Here is an 18,385-nt window from a genome sequence, read left to right as displayed (position 1 = left end):
AAGCCCTCCTGAGCCTATTTATCTATATCTATTTTATCATTTATAAATCAAATGAACAAGTAAATACATATTCTCAAAAGCACAAAAAAAGACTAGAAAACCTAGTCTTTTACTTGTTTTTTTAGTAACGTAAGTTTAGGAATTGGGATCATCCAAACTGCGGCCATGCAAGCCCTTTTCACGTTGGATTTGACGGAGTTTCTCTGGCGTCACGTCATTACCATCTTCATCAACCAGTTTAATCCCCTCAATATGATGACGGATTGCTCGACGATACCCCTCAATATATTCTTCCCTGAGCTGAGCCTGTTCAACTTTTTCCTCTGGTGTCAAGGTACCAGCTTTTTTCTTTTTAGCCAATTCATTGATCCGATCGATTTTTGCTTGTTCCATGTCTGCCTCCTACTTACTATTCAAGAGATTGAAGACCGCCACAGCACTTGCCTTATCCGCCAAGGCTTTCAGTAGAGCCAAGCGGTTGGCTTTGATTGCCGCATCATCTGCCATGACCATGGTATTGTCGAAGAAGGCCGCGATGACTGGGCTAAGAGCAAAGAGCTTGTCCAAGTTGCCTGCCATGTCTTCTGTCAGCTCCAAGCCTGCCACTGCAGCAGCAAGGGCTTTTTCCTGGTCATTTTCAAAGAGGGCCTCGTCAATGACAGTTGCCTCCGCCTTTTCAGCCAAGTTGAAGACACGTGACAAGTTTTCCACGGCTTCCTTGTAGTCAGCCTCTTTTGATTTTTGGAAAATAGCAGAGCTGGCTGCCAGTTGCAATCTGACCACAAAGGTTGAGCTGGCAAGTACAGCCTCACGGATGTCTTTCGGAATCGCCTTATCCATCATCTTCTCTACACGGGCACGGATAAAGTCCATCACAGCTGGCTGGTTGTCATAAGTCAAGCTGGCAAAGTTCAAGCTGTAGAGCTCCGCAATCAACTGATCCAATGGAATTTCCCAACCAAATGCTTCCAAGATCCGCACGATACCCTGTGTCGCACGACGCAGAGCGTAAGGGTCGTTTGAGCCAGACGGAATCAAGCCAACTGAGAAGAAGGAGAGAAGGGTATCAAACTTGTCAGCCAGTGCCAAGACTGCACCGACCTTGCTTTCAGGCAATTCGCCTTCTGCTGAATTTGGCAGGTAATGTTCACGGATTGCTGCTGCCACCGCAGGTTTTTCCCCTGCAAGAAGGGCATACTTCTCACCCATGATCCCTTGTAATTCGTCAAACTCGCCGACCATACCTGTCAAGAGGTCAAACTTGTAGATGTCCGCCGCACGTGCCACATCCGCTTTTTCATCCGCAGACAAGCCTGCCAAGTCAGCTAGTTTTTCTGCGATAACTTTGGTACGTTCCATGTGCTCGTAAAGTGAGCCGATTTTCTCATGGAAGGTCACGACTTTGAGGCGTTCTACCAAGTCGGCAATCTTGAGTTTTTGGTCCTCACGCCAGAAGAACTCACCGTCTTCCAGACGAGCCACCAAAACTTTTTCATTTCCTTTGATGACATTATCAATATACTGGTCGTTACCGTTGCGGACTGAGATGAAGTTTGGCAAGAGATTGCCAGATTTATCACGCACTACGAAGTAACGTTGGTGATTTTTCATAGAAGTCACCAAGACTTCTTCTGGTACTTCTAGGTACTTGGTATCAAAGGAGCCCATGAAGGCAGTTGGGTACTCGACCAGGTTGAGAACTTCATTGAGCAGGTCCTCATCTATCTCAACGGTCACATTGTGTTTGTCCTCGATAACCTTGATTTGCTCAACGATCATATTTTGACGCTCTGCGGGGTCTGTAATGACAAACTGTGCACGCAAGTCCGCCTCGTAAGAATCTGCACTTGCAATCTCAGTTTCATTTCCAAGGAAACGATGACCACGGCTGATGCGAGCGGATGAAATGTCCAAGAAATCCATGTCCAATGCTTCGTCGTCCAAGAGAACGGTCAAGGTGTGGACAGGACGGATGTAGGCGAATTTGTTGGATGCCCAGTTCATGCTGACCGGGAAGGTCATAGCCTTCAAGACCTCCGGAATACCGGCCAAGACTGCCTTAGCTGGCTGACCAGCTTCGTGTTTGGTCACGTAGACATACTCTTCCCCCTTGATCTCGCGGAATTCGATGTCTGCAGTCGTCAGGCCTTTGCCACGGACAAATCCTTCTGCCGCCTTGGTGAAGTTCCCGTCTGCATCCAAGGCAATCTTCTTAGCAGGACCCTTGAAATCTTCGGTCAAGTCTGTCTGCTGGTCCGCCAAACCACGCACACGAACAGCCAAACGGCGTGGTGTTGAAAAGACATCGATGCTATCAAAAGCCAAACGGTTGTCTGTCAAAAAAGTCGCCATGCGGTCACGCAACTGGTGCATGGCTGGGGTTACGATGTAGGCAGGAATTTCTTCCAAGCCAAGTTCAACAAGTAAATTCTTTGTCATTATTCTGCGTCCTCCTTCAACAATTCTGCTCGCGTTGCTTCGTCTAAAAGTGGGAAGCCTAGTTTCTTCCGCTCTGCCACAAAGGTTTTGGCAACGACACGGGCAAGGTTACGGATACGGGCAATGTAGCCTGCACGCTCAGTTACAGACACAGCTCCACGGGCGTCGAGCAGGTTAAAGGTGTGAGAACATTTGAGCACATAGTCAAAGGCTGGGTGAACCAAGCCCTCTTCCAAAGCCCGCTCTGCTTCTTTTTCAAACTTGGTAAAGTTTTCGAGAAGCATATCCTGGTCTGATACTTCAAAGGAGTATTTTGAATGCTCATATTCCGGCTGGATGAAAATTTCACCGTATTTAACGCCGTCTGCCCACTCAATATCGTAAACGGAGTCAACTTCTTGGATATAGGATGCCAAACGCTCCAAACCATAGGTTACTTCGGCTGTGACTGGACCTGTCGCCAAACCACCAACTTGTTGGAAGTAGGTAAACTGCGTGATTTCCATACCGTCCAACCAAACTTCCCAGCCCAGACCTGCTGAACCTGTTGACGGGTTTTCCCAGTTGTCCTCAACGAAACGAATATCGTGTTCCAAAGGATTGATGCCTAAACGCTCCAAAGACTCCAAGTAGAGTTCTTGGATGTTAGAAGGCGACGGTTTCATAACCACTTGGAATTGGTGGTGCTGATACAAACGGTTTGGATTTTCCCCGTAACGACCGTCCGCAGGACGGCGAGATGGCTCCACATAAGCCGCATTCCACGGCTCAGGACCGATAGCACGCAAGAAAGTATATGGGCTCATTGTCCCCGCACCCTTTTCCGTATCGTAAGCCTGCATGAGCAAGCAGCCCTGCTCATTCCAAAATTGTTGTAAGGTCAAGATAATCTCTTGAAATGTAAGTTTTTTAGACATATTCTTCCTTCTTTCTATTATATTTCAAAATTGCTAGTTCTCCACACTCGGTATGGTTTCCACAAAAACAGCCTGCTCTGCCTTGTCCAGATAGGAACAGGTCATGGCTGCTAGGTCAATGACCCACTTGTAAATGCCTGCTTCTGCTGTTTCTTGGCAGAAGGTAGGGAAATCTGTTTGCCCAGCCTGATGATTGCGTAAGATAGTCACAAACTGGTCCAGATTGGCTTGGTCCGAAACAGGTATCGTCACTTGATAGCCCTGCTTTTCCAGAGTCTGCCCTGTCTGTGAGCGATAGGTAACCTGTCCAGTCTTTGTAGTAATTGCCTCACATTCTTTGATGTAAAGCAAGAAATACTCGGTCGGCAGACAAAAAGAACCACATTCTCCTCCCCTGTCAACAGACATAGGGGCGTTGAGAACGCGGTTCCACCCTAATTTATTACTTCATTTGTATGATTGATAAGCAGTCGGACTTGGTCACGACTAGGAAAGCGCCAATTATTTCAAGACTGGCTTGGCTTTCACTCTCCCAAGCTCGCTAGACAGGCTTTTGAAACAACCTTCTTTCATGTTTAGTATTGTAGCAGAAAAATCAGCATTTGTCTAGAAAGACCACTATTTATCCGAATACAATCCCGCTGACAAATCCTACAAGGCTATTGCAGGCGTATCGCGATCTAGTAGATATTTTTCTGGTACTACTCCTAAGAATTTTTCTGCGTGTTGACTGATAAAATCAAGGGCATTTTCCAAATCTTCTACTCTATCAGAATTGACCAACTCCATGACCAAGAAAGCATTCTTTGTCTCATCCGTAATCATGGTTCGCTTACCATCGCGCCAATTGAAACAACGACAAACGGCTCCTTTATCATCCTTATAGCAAACTTCACCTGGTAGAGTTGGATTATTATTTTCATCACCAATGAGATAGAATTCATCTCCACCTTCAGTGATCGTTAGTTGGAGATTGCCTACAAATGTATCTATATCTTCTGCACCACATGGAAGACCGAAACGCAAACTTGCTGCATTATAAATATCCACTAAGGGCGAGATTGTCGAAACTGGACGGTCACTAGCAGAACGCTTCAAAAGTGCTTCAATACTAGAACGTGCACCTTTTTTAGTTTTGAATTTTTGATAAGCTTGGCGATACGTTTGGATGACTTCATTTTCACTAAAAGTATCTTCTGTAAGAAATTTCTGGGCAATTCCGTTGCTTTCTTCCAGTAATTTCACTAATTCATCAGGCGATTGCGCCGGCGTTTTATAATCTTTCAATAATAGAACTCCAATTTTTGCATCTGGAAATAGACTCCAAAAAGATGAATCAACAACAAAATGTGACATATTCTTGCTCCTTTTTTATACAAAATCAGCACCCTATGAACATCTTCAAAGACCTAACGACGTTCATAAAATGCTGTTGCATGACTACCCGGTGGCAGTAAATATTTGGTTGCTTTCATTGTATAATATAGCTATTAAAAAAGCAATTAATAAATCAAAATGCGAAATGCCTGATTTCCTTACTATCTATGACTAATCTTTCTAGTCAAGAAATCTCCAATAAACTGGATTACGAAGATGATAACCAAAATCAAAAGAGTTGCTAAAAAGGTCACATCATTATTATACCGTAGGTAGCCGTATGATAGCGCAACCTGTCCCAAACCACCTGCTCCGATAGCTCCTGCCATGGCAGTATAGCCGACCAAGGAAACAAGGGCAAAGGTCGTCACACGAATCAAGTCAGGCAGACCCTCACGCAGATAGACAAGGACAATATCCCAGAACGTCGCTCCTGAAGCCTGAGCCGCCTCAATGACACCACGGTCCAATTCTGACAAGACCACTTCAACCTGACGGGCAAAGAAGGGGAAGACTGAAAGGGCGAGCGGCACCAAAGCTGCCTCCGTACCAATCGTTTTCCCAACAATAATTTTCGTCAAAGGAGCAATGGCCGCCAACAAAATAATGAAAGGAATGGCACGGAAGATAGAAGCTACCTTATCCAAAATCCAGTAAACCGTCTTATTTTCAATGACACCCCGAGGACCAGTCAATACCAAGAACAAACCAGAAACCAAGCCCATCAAGCCACCAAAAGCAAAGGAAACAAAGGTCATGTAGAGGGTCAAATTAAAATGTGTTAACCAACCTGTCTGACCATCCCAGCCCAATTTATAAATATCTGGAAAATTCGTTTGAATCCATTCTAACATCTAGTTCGCTCCTTTCAAAATCGTCACTTCCACACGCGCCTCCGTCACTGCCTCGATCGCACGGTGCAACTGACCAGGTTCACCTGATAAGATCACTACCATCTCACCGACTGGCGTATGGTCCAAAATTTCAATATTGCCATAAAGAATATTGGCAGATACTTGATAGAATTTATACAAATCATTGACAATTGCCGTATCCGTGTTGGAACCAGCATACTTGAGTTGCACTAAAATGCTATTCTCAGGCAAATTCTTAACAATATCCTGCTGGTAAATTTTCACCAAGGCCTCATCAATTCCTGTTGCTGTTTTGATGAAGTCCTGTGTCAATTCTTCTTTTGGATGAGAGAAGATTTCTAAAACGGAACCTTCTTCGATCAAGTGACCATCCTGCATAACAGCCACACGGTTACAAATATCTTTTACAATCTGCATCTCATGGGTAATCATAACAATGGTCAAGCCCAATTTTTCATTCAATTCCTGCAAGAGTGCCAAAATCTGCTTAGTCGTTTTCGGATCCAAGGCAGAAGTAGACTCATCAGAAATCAAGATTTTAGGGTCATTGGCCAAGGCACGGGCAATGGCAACACGTTGTTTTTGACCACCAGACAACTGAGCTGGATAGTTTTCAGCACGGTCAGAAAGCCCAACCAAGTCCAACAACTTAGCAACTTTTTCTTTCTTCTCTTCCTTGCTTAACCCCGAATGCTTAAGGGCAAAGGCTATGTTTTCTTCTGCCGTCATTTGAGCCATCAGATTGAAATGCTGGAAAATCATGCCGATTTCACGGCGTTTGCTCCGCAATTGAGCTGGGGTAAGTGTGACCTTTTCTCCCTCGTAAATCACATCCTCATCGATAGTAATTTTACCCGCTGTCGGCACCTGCAACAGATTGATGACACGGACAAGGGTAGATTTACCGGCTCCAGAATAACCTACGATACCGTAAATATCCCCTTGATTGATATGGATGGTCACATCCTTTACCGCTTCGATGGTGCGTTTTTTCTGCTGGAAGGTTACATCAATATTATCTAGCTTAATCATTTCCTTACTCATAACTTGCAATTAACTCCTCTACTAATTCAACATGGCTATAGTAGTCAGCGATGCTGACATTTTCATCACCGGCATGGTCACGACTGTTGGCATTTCCTAATCCAAATCCTGCAATCGGCACACCTAGAGCATGAAAGACTGTGTGCATGGGTCCTGTCCCCGGTGACGTCGGCAAGACAGCAACTCCTTCTGGCGTCAACTTTTTAGCCAACTCAATCACATTGACAATGGCAGGGTGGGACATGTCACTTCGGTAGCTCATTTCCCCCAAAGTGAAGATAACCTCAACTTTGTCAAAACCATGTTTGTCCAAATGCTTGCGAATCTTATCTAATACATCGTGTGGCTCCAAACCTGGTACCAGACGGACTTCCATCTTAGCAGAAGCCTGAGCTGGTATGATGGTCTTGACACCTTGACCAAGATAGCCAGTTGACAAACCTTCAATGGTAATAGATGGCTCAAAATACAAACGCTTCAGAAACTCACGACGAGCTTCTACCAAGGTTGGAAGAGTCAAGCCATAAATGTCTTTCATAGACTGACTGGTCGCCAGTGCAAATTCTTCCACCAAGGCCAATTCACGCTCATTTGGCTCTTGCACTTGCTCGTAAATGCCATCTACCAGGATTCGTCCATCTGCAGCCCGCATGGATTGAAGTGCTGATAATAAATACCAGCTTGCCGAATCAATGACACCACCATAGGAAGAATGAATGTCCAAGTCAGCTGATTTGACCTGAAGATCAAAGGTCACAATTCCCTTATTTCCCCCAGCGATTTCTAGCTGATGTAGGCTATTGCGATGCCCCTGCTCCCAGACAAGCAAATCAGCACCAATCAAATGTTCTTTATATTTTGAAAGATATCTGTCCAAGTCGACAGAAGCTGACTCTTCTGCCCCTTCCATAATAAAAATCACATTGACTGGTAAATGGCCATTCTGTCTAGCTTGATATTTTTTCAAGGCCGACAGACGAGCTGTGATATGGCCCTTATCATCATCTACCCCCCGACCATAGATATAGCCATCGGAAATGGTCAATTCAAAGGGGTTACCCTTCTCCCAGACCTGATCGGCATCTGCAGGTACTGTATCATAATGATTGTAGAAAATCAATGTTTTCGCATCTGGCACCGAAGCCTTAAACATAGCCATGACAAAGGGTGCTGCATAACTATCATCCAAAACAACCTCTGCACCAGCTTCTTCAAACATATCTTTCAAGTAAGTCGCCACATCCAACAAACCAATCTGCTGAGCAAAAATAGATTTCTTTGAAATCAATACCTTCAACTTTTCAAAATAGTGCTGAATAATCGCATCATTTTCAAATGCTTGAACTTTACTATCTGCCATACTTTCTCCTCATACTCAATGAAAATCAATCAAATCTACTAACCAAAATCAAATACTCTCCCACATATCTGACTTTGGTTAAGAGATTTTTTCTTATCTCTATAAAAACAGATAGAGGGCTGAACAACTTTGTCCAGTCCTCGACCTATTTACATTTTACCAAACTGGTTCATCCATACCGTCTGAAGTCTCTTCAATAACTTTTTTCACTTCATCCGTGTGGTAGGCTTCGATAATTTTCTTAATCGCTGCTGCTTGCTCTGATTTTTCCCAATCGCTACGAGCTGCAATCAAGTTGTACCACTGTTTTGAATTTTCATCTTTTTGCTCTTTGTAAAGGGCATTTTTGTAATCCAAACCAGCTTCCAACACAAATGTGTTATTTACAACTGCTGCATCAACTGAGCTAAGTGAGCTTGCTGTTTGGCTTGCATCCAACTCAGTAATTTTCAAGTTTTTCTTGTTTTCAGTAATGTCAGCAATAGTTGCCAATTCTGTACCAGATACACCAACCTTGATCAAACCAGCTGCTTGAAGAAGGTAAAGAGCACGACTTTCGTTTGTTGGGTCGTTTGGAACCGCAATTTCTGCACCATCTGGAATTTCTTCCACTTTAGTGTACTTGTTTTTTCCATCAGCTGTACCTGAGTAAAGACGGATTGGTGCGATATAAGTATCCGCAATAGCAACCAAGTCTTCACCATTTTCTTCATTCCAGTTATTCAAGAAGTTATAGTGCTGGAATGCGTTGATGTCTACCTCATTTTCAGCTACTGCCTTGTTTGGTTGTGAATAGTCTGTAAATTGAGTGAATTCCAACTTCACTTCGTCCCCGAGAATTTCTTGAACTTTATTCCAACGAGCTTCTTCCGACTCACTCAAGCTCATCACACCTACTCGAACAGTTGTTGCAGATGAATCTGAACTTGAAGAAGAGTTACCACATGCAGCAAGTACACCTACTGATAAAGCAGCTGTTGCCAAACTAAATAATTTTTTTAATTTCATAAAATGATCTCCTTAAATTAGAACTGTATCTATCTTAACACAGAATTTTCTTTCTGACTAATTGACTTTTTTTATAGAAAGTTATAACTTTTCGTTATAACAAATACCCTTGCAATTATAAGCATTGATAATAAAAAGAGGGATACCCCTCTTAAAATATATCTACTAAATACTGAAACAGGTCTCGATGTTGCTTACAATCATTATACAAAAATTCTGGATGCCATTGGATACCAAACAAAGCTTGGTTCCCCCTACTTTCATAAGCTTCTATCGTACCATCTCTAGGATCCAAACCTGTCGCCACCAGTCCTGGAGCCAATTCTTTGATTCGTTGCTGATGGAAGGAATTAATAGGGCTCCCTTGGGCAAACAGTTGACCGATTCGACTTTTAGGTTTCACTTGTAAACGATGGGATGTCCCCGCAATACCATCTTGCCAATGATGAGCCACCTCTTGTTCCAAGCTTCCGCCTAGAGCAACATTCAACAACTGCATCCCTCGGCAGACTGCAAAAATTGGTTTTCCCTGACGAAGGGCTTCCTCAATCAAAGCCAGTTCAAATTCATCCCGTTCCAAGAGGTAATCATTACTATCAATCAAGCGCTCTTGACCGTATAGACTTGGGTCTACATGCTGACCGCCTGATAAAATCAACTTATCAATCATGTTGATATAGTCCTTGGCTAAGTCAGGGGCTCCCATAGGAATAACCATCGGTATACCACCAGCCTGACGAACACCATCTGCCAATTCACTCGCAACGGTTACATATGTTCTACCAGATTTAGTTGGAAATTCTTGCTCGTTTCCTGAAATTCCAATGATAACTTTTCCCATAAAAAGCCCCTTTCTTTCATTTTTTCCATTGTAGCATGGCTACCTAGCCCTGTCTAATATAGAAGTTTTATGGCTTGATAAAAAATAACTATCAGAACTACCTATAAACAATTGCTCGCAAACAAGAGTTCGCCTTTTGCTGTTTCATAGATAAAATCTATACCAAGCTTAAGAAAAGACTATGCTGAAGCCAGCATAAAAAAGGCAAGCTTGATAAACAGGCGTTTTTTCAAGCTTTTATATAGAAGAAATATCATAAAAAGCAGCTCCCTTTCAATCTGTTATAGCCAAAAGTTATAACTTTCTCTAAAATTTTACAATTATACAAGAGTCGTTTTTTCTGTTAGGATAGGGGCATAGAAATATTTTGGAGGAAAAACCATGACTACTACTATTATCGGCTTCCCACGTATCGGAGAACACCGTGAATTAAAATTTATCACTGAAAAATACTTTAGAAATGAAATTCCACAGGAAGAACTTTTGCTTGCTGCCAAAGAATTGCGTGCTAAACATTGGAATATTGTAAAAGAGGCAGGCATTACTGAAATCCCAAGCAACGACTTCTCTCACTATGACAATGTTTTGGATGCAGCTGTTCTCTTCAACATCGTACCTAAAGCAGTTCAAGAGCTTGACTTGACTGACCTTGAAAAATACTTCGCTCTTGCACGTGGTTATCAAGGAGAAAAAGGGGACGTTCGTGCTAGACCGATGAAAAAATGGTTCAATACTAACTACCACTATATCGTTCCAGCTATTGAAAAAGACACAGAAATCAAACTGGCTGGTCAAAAGATTTTCGACGAATTCCAAGAAGCAAAGGACTTGGGTATCACAACTCGTCCAGTTTTGATTGGTCCATTCACACTCTTACAATTAACTGATTTTGAAGAAGGTTTGACTGCTACTGATTTCGCTGATAGCTTAGTTGCAGCCTACGGACAAGTATTTGCAAAATTGGCAGAACTTGGCGCTGAAAAAATCCAGCTGGACGAACCTAGCTTGGTCAAGGATTTGACTGCTGAAGAAAAAGCCCTTTTCCTAAACATCTACCAAACTCTCTTGGCTGATAAGAAAGGCTTGCAAGTCCTCATCCAAACCTACTTCGGTGATGTGCGTGATATTTACACAGAATTGACAAACCTACCTGTTGATGCCATCGGTCTTGACTTTGTAGAAGGTAAGGAAACGGCTACACTTGTTGCGACAGGTTTCCCAGCTGACAAGACCCTCTACGCTGGTATCGTCAACGGTAAAAATATCTGGCGCAACAACTACGAAAAGAGCCTAGCTGTTTTGGATACTATTCCAGCTGAAAATGTCGTTCTAACAACTTCTTGCTCCCTTCTTCATGTACCATTTACAACTGCTAATGAAGAATTTGAGCCTGCTATCCGCAACCACTTTGCCTTTGCAGTTGAAAAATTGAGCGAATTACGTGATTTGGATGCCATCCGTAACGGTCAAGGCGAAGTTGCTCTCACAGCTAACAAAGAACTCTTTGCTCTTGAACGTGTGGGGCGTGACACAGCACTTGCTGACCGTCTTGCAAGTTTGACAGACTCAGACTATACACGCCTACCAGTCTTTGCAGAGCGTGAAGCCATTCAACGCGAGAAGCTAAACTTACCACTTCTTCCAACAACAACGATTGGCTCTTTCCCTCAAACCAAAGAAATCCGTAGCACACGCTTGGCTTTCCGTAAAGGAAATATCTCAGAAGAAGAATACGATACATTTGTTAAAACTCAAACAGATGAGTGGATTGCATGGCAGGAAGAAGTTGACTTCGATGTCTTAGTTCACGGTGAGTTTGAACGAAACGACATGGTAGAATACTTCGGCGAAAACCTGTCTGGTTATCTCTTCAGTAAGAACGGTTGGGTACAATCATACGGCATGCGTGGGGTAAAACCACCAATCATCTGGGGTGATGTAACACGCTTGAACCCAATTACTGTCAAATGGTCTAGCTATGCTCAAAGCCGTACAAACAAACCAGTTAAAGGTATGTTGACTGGACCTGTAACCATCCTCAACTGGTCCTTCCCACGTGAAGACATCTCTATCAAAGAATCAACACTTCAAATTGCTCTCGCTATCAAGGAAGAAGTTCTTGACCTTGAAGCAGCGGGTATCAAGATCATCCAAATCGACGAAGCAGCCCTTCGTGAAAAACTACCACTCCGTCGTAGCGACTGGTACAGCGAGTACCTTGACTGGGCAATTCCTGCCTTCCGTTTGGTACACTCAACTGTTGCACCAGATACACAAATCCACACACATATGTGTTATAGCGAATTTACAGACATCATTCCAGCCATCGACAATATGGATGCGGACGTTATCTCCTTTGAAGCCAGCCGTTCAAATCTTGTTATCCTAGATGAACTCAAGGCTAAAAACTTCCAAACTCAGGTAGGTCCTGGTGTCTATGACATCCACTCTCCACGTGTCCCTGCCGTTGATGAAATTGCACACACTATTCAAGCCATCCTTGCTAAAGTGCCGAAAGAAAAAGTCTGGATTAACCCAGACTGCGGACTCAAGACTCGTGGCGAATCAGAAACAAAAGCTAGTCTTATCCACTTGACTCAAGCAGCTAAGGCAGCCAGAAAGGAACTCTAATGTATGATCGGTCAAACCCCAAGTCTCTCATTTGAAATTTTTCCTCCAAAACCAGAAGTAGGCAATGAAAAGATTATCCAAACTCTCGATGAGATGCAAGGTTTGGCCCCTCATTTTATCAGTGTGACTTGTAGCAATAACAACCTTAACGTAGAAGAGACGACTGTAAAGTTGGCTAACCATGTGCACAATGAATTGCATATTCCAACTATCGCGCATTTGCCAGCTGCTTACTTGACAAAAGAAAAGGTCCGATCCGTTCTTCATTCTCTCGATGAAATTGATGTGCATCAGATTTTAGCACTTCGTGGCGATATCATTGAAGGTCTTCCCCCTAAAGAGGACTTCCAGTATGCAACCGACTTGATTTCCTTTATCAAGGAAGAAGCTCCTCAATTTGATATCATCGGAGCTTGCTATCCAGAAGGACATCCTGAATCGCCAAACGCAGTATCAGATATCAAAAACCTAAAAAAGAAAGTTGATGCCGGTTGTTCAACCTTGGTAACTCAACTTTTCTTCGATAACGAAGCATTTTATAACTTTCAGGAGAAATGTTCTCTAGCAGACATCGAAGTGCCTATTATCGCAGGTATTATGCCTATCATCAACAGGAATCAGGCACTTCGACTCTTGAAAACCTGTGAGAATATTCACCTCCCTCGTAAGTTTAAAGCCATTTTAGAAAAATATGAGCACAATCCTGAATCTCTTCGGGCAGCAGGTCTGGCCTATGCTGTAGATCAAATTGTTGACTTAGTGACCAATGATGTGGCTGGTATCCATCTCTACACCATGAACAACGCTGAAACAGCACGCACCATCCATCAGGCAACTCATTCGCTATTCAAACATTATAGTTAGAAAACTCCCCCTGAGCCCAAGCTCAGGGGTTATTCTATGCCCTGTGACTCCCAAAGACTACATGATAATTTGTTTCACCCCATCATGAAATTAAACCAGCAGATGTCTAGGTATGTGACATCTTGCTTACAATAACGAACAGCCATTTAAAATACAGTCACAAGGAGTAAAAATGCCACTAAGAGAAGACAGAGAAACGACGAAATGGAAAAATAAACTCCATCCGTTTGCAATTTACAACATTCAAGACAGTATTTTATTAACTGAATCACATTGATTCCCATATATTTTAATCGTAAATAAAAAAACTGACCTTCAAATGAAGATCAGTTCAAGGATAATAAACAGATTACAAGATGGCTAGAATGATGAAGTTCAGAATAAATAGAGCTGTAGCACCCCAAAGGATTGGATGAATTTCTTTAGCCTTACCTGTTGAAACTTTTACCAAGCAATAGAAGATAAACGCTGCTGCAATACCGTATGAGATTGAGAAGCAAAGTGCCATGAAGAAGGCTGCAAAGAAGGCTGGAAGAGCGTCTTCGAATTGGCTCCAATCCACATCTAGGAATGATGAAACCATCATGACACCGACAATAATCAAAGCTGGAGCAGTTGCTGCTGCTGGTACAATACCGATAAATGGCAAGATAAGAATTGAAAGAAGGAAGAGAACCGCTGTTGTAACAGCTGTCAGACCAGTACGACCACCTGCAGAGATACCTGCAGCCGATTCAACATATGTCGTTGTATTTGAAGTACCAAATAGGGCACCGATTGAAGTACCAATCGCATCTGCAAAGAGCGCCTTGTCCATCTTAGAGTTAAAGCCTGTACCATTTTCGAGAGCTTTCTCATCTTCTTCTGAGAAAATACCAGTCTTACGACCTGTACCGATAAAGGTACCAAGTGTGTCAAAGGTATCTGACAAGCTGAATGCAAAGATAGTCATCAAAACAAGTGGTAGACGGCTTGAGTCAGCAAAGAGCGAAGATAGACCACCAAAAGCTGCTAAGAAAGTCGTACCAAGCTCCGCAAAGGCTGTACCGATATTGTTATTTGCAAAATCAATGGTAGAAAGGTCTACAACACCCGCTGGAATTCCAGCTACAGTCGTTGCAATAATACCAATCAAAATTGCACCACGCACGTTCTTAATAACCAAAACAGCTGTCAAGAGGAGACCGAACACTGTTAAGAGAACACTTGGTTCAGTAAAAGTTGAAATAGATGGGACAACACCTCCACCTGCAAAAACAGAGAAAACACCATTTGAGAATGTTTCAGCTGTTGCATCTGCCGGAGCAACACCATTTACAGTAATAATATCTGAACCAGATGTCAAGAAGGTGATTAAATTAGAGTTTTTAAAACCAAGATAGGCAACGAAAACCCCGATACCTCCACCGATGGCATGTTGCAAGCTAATCGGAATCGCCTTAATAATGCTCTTACGAACCTTTGTAACGGTAATAAAAACATTAAACAAACCGCAGAGGAAAACCATTGCCAAAGCTTCTTGCCAAGTAAAACCAAGACCGATAACCACTGTATAGGTAAAGAAGGCATTCAACCCCATCCCTGGTGCCAAGGCGTAAGGTACGTTAGCAAATAATCCCATAACAAGCGTTGATACAGCACTCGCAATAATTGTCGCTAAAAAGACTGCCTGAGTCGGCATACCTGCCACACTCAATACGCTCGGGTTAACGAACAAAATATAGGACATGGCAAAGAAAGTCGTAAGACCTGCCATAATTTCTGTTGAAACCGTCGTTCCGTGTTCTTTCAATTTAAAAAATTGATCCATTTTTCATTTCTCCTTTAATTTACGAACGATAAAAACATTATAATCAAAAAACATTCTAATTTCAAGTTTTTTAATCTTGAAAACGTTATTTTGTTGATTTCCATCCTTTAACATTCGTAAATAACGAACATTAAAAACCTTGCGGACAATCTATAAAAAATTTATTGCTTCTTTGCTTTTATTATCTCCTTTTGTTATACTGGAAATTATTAGTTCAAGATATGGTTACCTACAAGTACTATTCTTTGACGCATAAAACAATTTCTCAGCAGGTTAACTACTACCTAAACACTTTTTGCTATTAAAAACTAGTATGACAAATCTAGAAAGGAATGCTATTAAATATGAAGAAAAAAATCATTGCTATCGATTTGGACGGCACATTGCTCAATAATGATAGCCAATTATCTGATTATACCATCTCAACTATAAAGAAGGTCCGCCAAGCAGGACACACCGTTCTTATCGCCACAGGTCGCCCCTATCGAATGGCTGAAAAATATTACCACCAACTAGAACTGGATACTCCCATGATTAATTTCAACGGTTCTTTAGTTCACATCCCTGGAAAGAAATGGCAATGGGAACAAAATATTTTAATCGACAAAAAATACCTACTCGAATTTCTAAAAGAAGAAGAAACATTCGAGGCAGATTTTATTGCCGGTGAATACAAGAATAAATTCTACATCACTCAAAAGAACTTAGACAAGATTGATCCAGCTCTGATGGGGGTTGAACAGATTACACCAGATACACTCATCAGACCTGAGTTAATTACCAGTGATCCTCATTCCATCCTTATGCAAACTCGTGCAACTGATAAGTATGAACTTGCAAAAGAAATGAATGCCTATTTCAAAGATGAGTTAGAAATCAATACGTGGGGTGGACCATTAAATATCCTCGAAACTTGTGCAAAAGGTGTCAATAAGGCAACCGCTCTGAGCTATGTTCTTAACCTCTACCAAGCCTCTCCTAGCGACTTAATTGCCTTCGGCGATGAGCACAACGATGTTGAGATGCTAGACCTAGCAGGAACAGCCTATGCCATGAAAAATTGTAGCGATACACTTCGTCCACATGCCGACAGATTGACAGCATTTGCTAATTTTGAAGATGGTGTCGCACGTGAACTAGAAAACCTATTTTTATAGACTTCAAAAAAACTGATAAACTGTCAGGTTTTTGTCATATTCGTTGCATATTTTTATCACTTTTCTGAAACACAATTATGAAAAGTTTCGGAAATATTTTGCACTTTTAACACAAACCTACTTGACAAATGTACTGAAAACGTTTTATAATGGTATAGTTCGAACATGAAAGCCCATTCAATGGTTTTTACATGAACAAGAAAAATTTAGGAGGATCAATAATGAGTATTGGAATCATTATTGCAAGTCATGGCGAATTTGCTGCTGGTATTCATCAGTCAGGTTCAATGATCTTTGGCGAACAAGAAAAAGTACAAGTTGTTACTTTTATGCCAAGTGAAGGTCCAGATGATTTATACGCTAAGCTAAATGCTGCCGTGGACGCATTCGATGCCGATGATGAAGTTTTGGTTTTGGCTGACCTTTGGAGTGGTTCACCATTCAACCAAGCAAGCCGTGTAGCTGGTGAAAATCCAGATCGTAAGTTTGCTATCATCACCGGTCTAAACTTGCCAATGCTTATCCAAGCTTACACAGAGCGTATGATTAACGCTGCTGCTGGCGTGGAAGAAGTTGCGGCAAACATTATCAAGGAAGCCAAAGATGGTATCAAAGTTCTTCCAGAAGAACTTCAACCAGCTGAAGCTGCTCCTGTTGCCGATGCTGCTCCTGTTGCACTACAAGGTGCTATCCCTCCAGGTACTGTTATCGGTGACGGCAAGTTGAAAATCAACTTAGCCCGTATCGACACTCGTCTCTTGCACGGTCAAGTGGCGACTGGTTGGACTCCTGCTTCCAAAGCAGATCGTATCATCGTTGCATCAGATACAGTTGCCAAAGATGAATTGCGTAAACAACTCATCAAACAAGCTGCACCTGGTAACGTAAAAGCGAACGTTGTCCCAATCAAGAAATTGATTGAGGTTTCTAAAGACCCTCGATTCGGTAACACTCACGCCTTGATTCTTTTCGAAACTCCTCAAGAAGCTCTTGAAGCAATTGAAGGTGGTGTTGAAATCAAAGAATTGAACGTTGGTTCTATGGCTCACTCAACTGGTAAAACAATGGTTAACAACGTATTGTCAATGGACAAAGATGACGTTGCAACCTTTGAAAAATTGCGTGACCTCGGCGTTGAATTTGATGTGCGTAAAGTACCAAACGATTCGAAGAAAGACTTGTTTGAACTTATCAACAAGGCAAACGTTCAATAAATCGATCTGTTAGTATAGAAAGGATTACAACATGTCAGATATTACACTTATTTCTGCAATTCTCGTTGTCATCGTTGCCTTCTTCGCTGGTCTTGAAGGTATCCTTGACGAATTCCAATTCCATCAACCATTGGTAGCTTGTACCCTTATCGGTCTTGTGACTGGTAACTTGGCTGCAGGTGTTATGCTTGGTGGTTCTCTACAAATGATTGCACTTGGTTGGGCAAACATTGGTGCAGCTGTTGCTCCTGACGCTGCTCTTGCTTCTGTAGCTGCTGCAATCATCATGATTAAAGGTGGCAACTTCTCAACTGAAGGTATTGCCGTTGCAACAACAACTGCTATCCCTCTTGCCGTAGCTGGTCTTTTCCTTACAATGATCGTTCGTACTATCTCAGTCGGTCTTGTACACGGTGCTGACAATGCTGCTAAAGATGCAAACTTCGCTGCTGTAGAACGCTACCACTTGTTTGCTCTTCTCCTTCAAGGTTTGCGTATCGCTGTTCCTGCAGCTCTTCTTCTTGCAATTCCTGCAGAAGCTGTTCAATCAGTACTTGAAGCAATGCCAGCTTGGTTGTCAGGTGGTATGGCCGTTGGTGGTGGTATGGTTGTTGCCGTAGGTTATGCTATGGTTATCAACATGATGGCAACTCGTGAAGTATGGCCATTCTTCGCACTTGGTTTTGCCTTTGCTGCTATCAGCCAATTGACACTTATCGCACTTGGTGTTATCGGTGTTGCAATCGCGCTTATCTACCTCAACTTGTCAAAACAAGGCGGATCAGGTAACGGTGGTGCTTCATCTAACGACCCAATCGGCGACATCCTTGAAGACTACTAAGAGAAGG

The 18,385-nt window shown here is 42.5% G+C and carries 16 protein-coding genes; 5 read left to right on the top strand and 11 right to left on the bottom strand.

What is annotated here, in order from left to right; all coding sequences use genetic code 11:
• Positions 1-135 precede the first annotated feature (135 nt).
• From K5Q29_RS00200 to K5Q29_RS00155, 10 genes are all read right to left on the bottom strand, one after another.
• Positions 136-393 (bottom strand): DUF896 family protein, encoded by a 258-nt coding sequence (locus tag K5Q29_RS00200; RefSeq protein WP_105138977.1) that lies wholly within the window; start codon positions 391-393, stop codon positions 136-138.
• A gap of 9 nt (positions 394-402) precedes the next feature.
• Positions 403-2,439 carry a glycine--tRNA ligase subunit beta gene (glyS, locus tag K5Q29_RS00195; protein ID WP_105138978.1) on the bottom strand — a complete coding sequence of 679 codons (2,037 nt, stop codon included), beginning with the start codon at positions 2,437-2,439 and terminating at the stop codon, positions 403-405.
• Entirely contained in the window at positions 2,439-3,356 is a 918-nt protein-coding gene (gene glyQ, locus K5Q29_RS00190) for a glycine--tRNA ligase subunit alpha (protein WP_002939388.1), read from the bottom strand. The genes glyS and glyQ overlap by 1 nt, the downstream gene beginning before the upstream one ends.
• 33 nt (positions 3,357-3,389) lie before the next feature.
• On the bottom strand, positions 3,390-3,764 hold the full coding sequence (locus K5Q29_RS00185; RefSeq protein ID WP_313770355.1) for a DUF1398 family protein: 375 nt from the start codon (positions 3,762-3,764) through the stop codon (positions 3,390-3,392).
• 243 nt (positions 3,765-4,007) lie between these two features.
• Positions 4,008-4,712 carry a B3/4 domain-containing protein gene (locus K5Q29_RS00180; protein WP_105138979.1) on the bottom strand — a complete coding sequence of 235 codons (705 nt, stop codon included), beginning with the start codon at positions 4,710-4,712 and terminating at the stop codon, positions 4,008-4,010.
• Between the two features lie 182 nt (positions 4,713-4,894).
• A complete protein-coding gene (locus K5Q29_RS00175) occupies positions 4,895-5,587 on the bottom strand; it encodes a methionine ABC transporter permease (protein ID WP_024384527.1) in 693 nt (230 codons plus the stop codon).
• Positions 5,588-6,652, bottom strand: a complete 1,065-nt coding sequence (locus tag K5Q29_RS00170) for a methionine ABC transporter ATP-binding protein (protein ID WP_105121256.1) — start codon at positions 6,650-6,652, stop codon at positions 5,588-5,590. It lies immediately after the preceding gene.
• Positions 6,645-8,012, bottom strand: a complete 1,368-nt coding sequence (locus tag K5Q29_RS00165; RefSeq protein ID WP_105138980.1) for a M20/M25/M40 family metallo-hydrolase — start codon at positions 8,010-8,012, stop codon at positions 6,645-6,647. The genes K5Q29_RS00170 and K5Q29_RS00165 overlap by 8 nt, the downstream gene beginning before the upstream one ends.
• A gap of 156 nt (positions 8,013-8,168) precedes the next feature.
• Positions 8,169-9,020, bottom strand: a complete 852-nt coding sequence (locus K5Q29_RS00160; protein ID WP_024384525.1) for a MetQ/NlpA family ABC transporter substrate-binding protein — start codon at positions 9,018-9,020, stop codon at positions 8,169-8,171.
• A gap of 151 nt (positions 9,021-9,171) precedes the next feature.
• Positions 9,172-9,861: a gamma-glutamyl-gamma-aminobutyrate hydrolase family protein gene (locus tag K5Q29_RS00155; protein ID WP_105138981.1), complete on the bottom strand. Its 690-nt coding sequence runs from the start codon at positions 9,859-9,861 to the stop codon at positions 9,172-9,174.
• 381 nt (positions 9,862-10,242) lie between these two features.
• Here K5Q29_RS00155 and metE point away from each other — a divergent pair, with 381 nt between their 5' ends.
• A complete protein-coding gene (gene metE, locus K5Q29_RS00150) occupies positions 10,243-12,492 on the top strand; it encodes a 5-methyltetrahydropteroyltriglutamate--homocysteine S-methyltransferase (protein ID WP_221876854.1) in 2,250 nt (749 codons plus the stop codon).
• Positions 12,493-12,495: 3 nt separating this feature from the next.
• Positions 12,496-13,356 carry a methylenetetrahydrofolate reductase [NAD(P)H] gene (metF, locus tag K5Q29_RS00145; protein ID WP_029172100.1) on the top strand — a complete coding sequence of 287 codons (861 nt, stop codon included), beginning with the start codon at positions 12,496-12,498 and terminating at the stop codon, positions 13,354-13,356.
• A 349-nt stretch (positions 13,357-13,705) separates the two neighbouring features.
• On the opposite strand, the gene K5Q29_RS00140 is transcribed toward metF, so the two are convergent.
• On the bottom strand, positions 13,706-15,166 hold the full coding sequence (locus tag K5Q29_RS00140) for an NCS2 family permease (RefSeq protein WP_024414516.1): 1,461 nt from the start codon (positions 15,164-15,166) through the stop codon (positions 13,706-13,708).
• A gap of 344 nt (positions 15,167-15,510) precedes the next feature.
• On the opposite strand from K5Q29_RS00140, the gene K5Q29_RS00135 reads away from it, so the two are divergent.
• The 3 genes from K5Q29_RS00135 (at position 15,511) to K5Q29_RS00125 (ending at position 18,378) form a co-directional block, all read left to right on the top strand.
• Complete coding sequence (locus K5Q29_RS00135; protein ID WP_024395413.1) at positions 15,511-16,323, top strand: Cof-type HAD-IIB family hydrolase; 813 nt, start codon at positions 15,511-15,513, stop codon at positions 16,321-16,323.
• Positions 16,324-16,544: 221 nt separating this feature from the next.
• The gene (locus tag K5Q29_RS00130; RefSeq protein ID WP_012775315.1) at positions 16,545-17,537 is read left to right on the top strand and encodes a PTS sugar transporter subunit IIB; all 993 of its coding nucleotides are present in this window, start codon (positions 16,545-16,547) and stop codon (positions 17,535-17,537) included.
• Positions 17,538-17,568: 31 nt separating this feature from the next.
• Positions 17,569-18,378: a PTS mannose/fructose/sorbose transporter subunit IIC gene (locus K5Q29_RS00125; protein WP_015647302.1), complete on the top strand. Its 810-nt coding sequence runs from the start codon at positions 17,569-17,571 to the stop codon at positions 18,376-18,378.
• The last annotated feature ends 7 nt before the right edge of the window (positions 18,379-18,385 follow it).

The organism is Streptococcus sp. 2018037, assembly GCF_019754195.1.
GTDB classification, from domain to species: domain Bacteria; phylum Bacillota; class Bacilli; order Lactobacillales; family Streptococcaceae; genus Streptococcus; species Streptococcus hashimotonensis.
The sequence above is the reverse complement of the archived record's forward strand: the minus strand, read 5'-3'. Positions and strand labels throughout refer to the sequence as shown.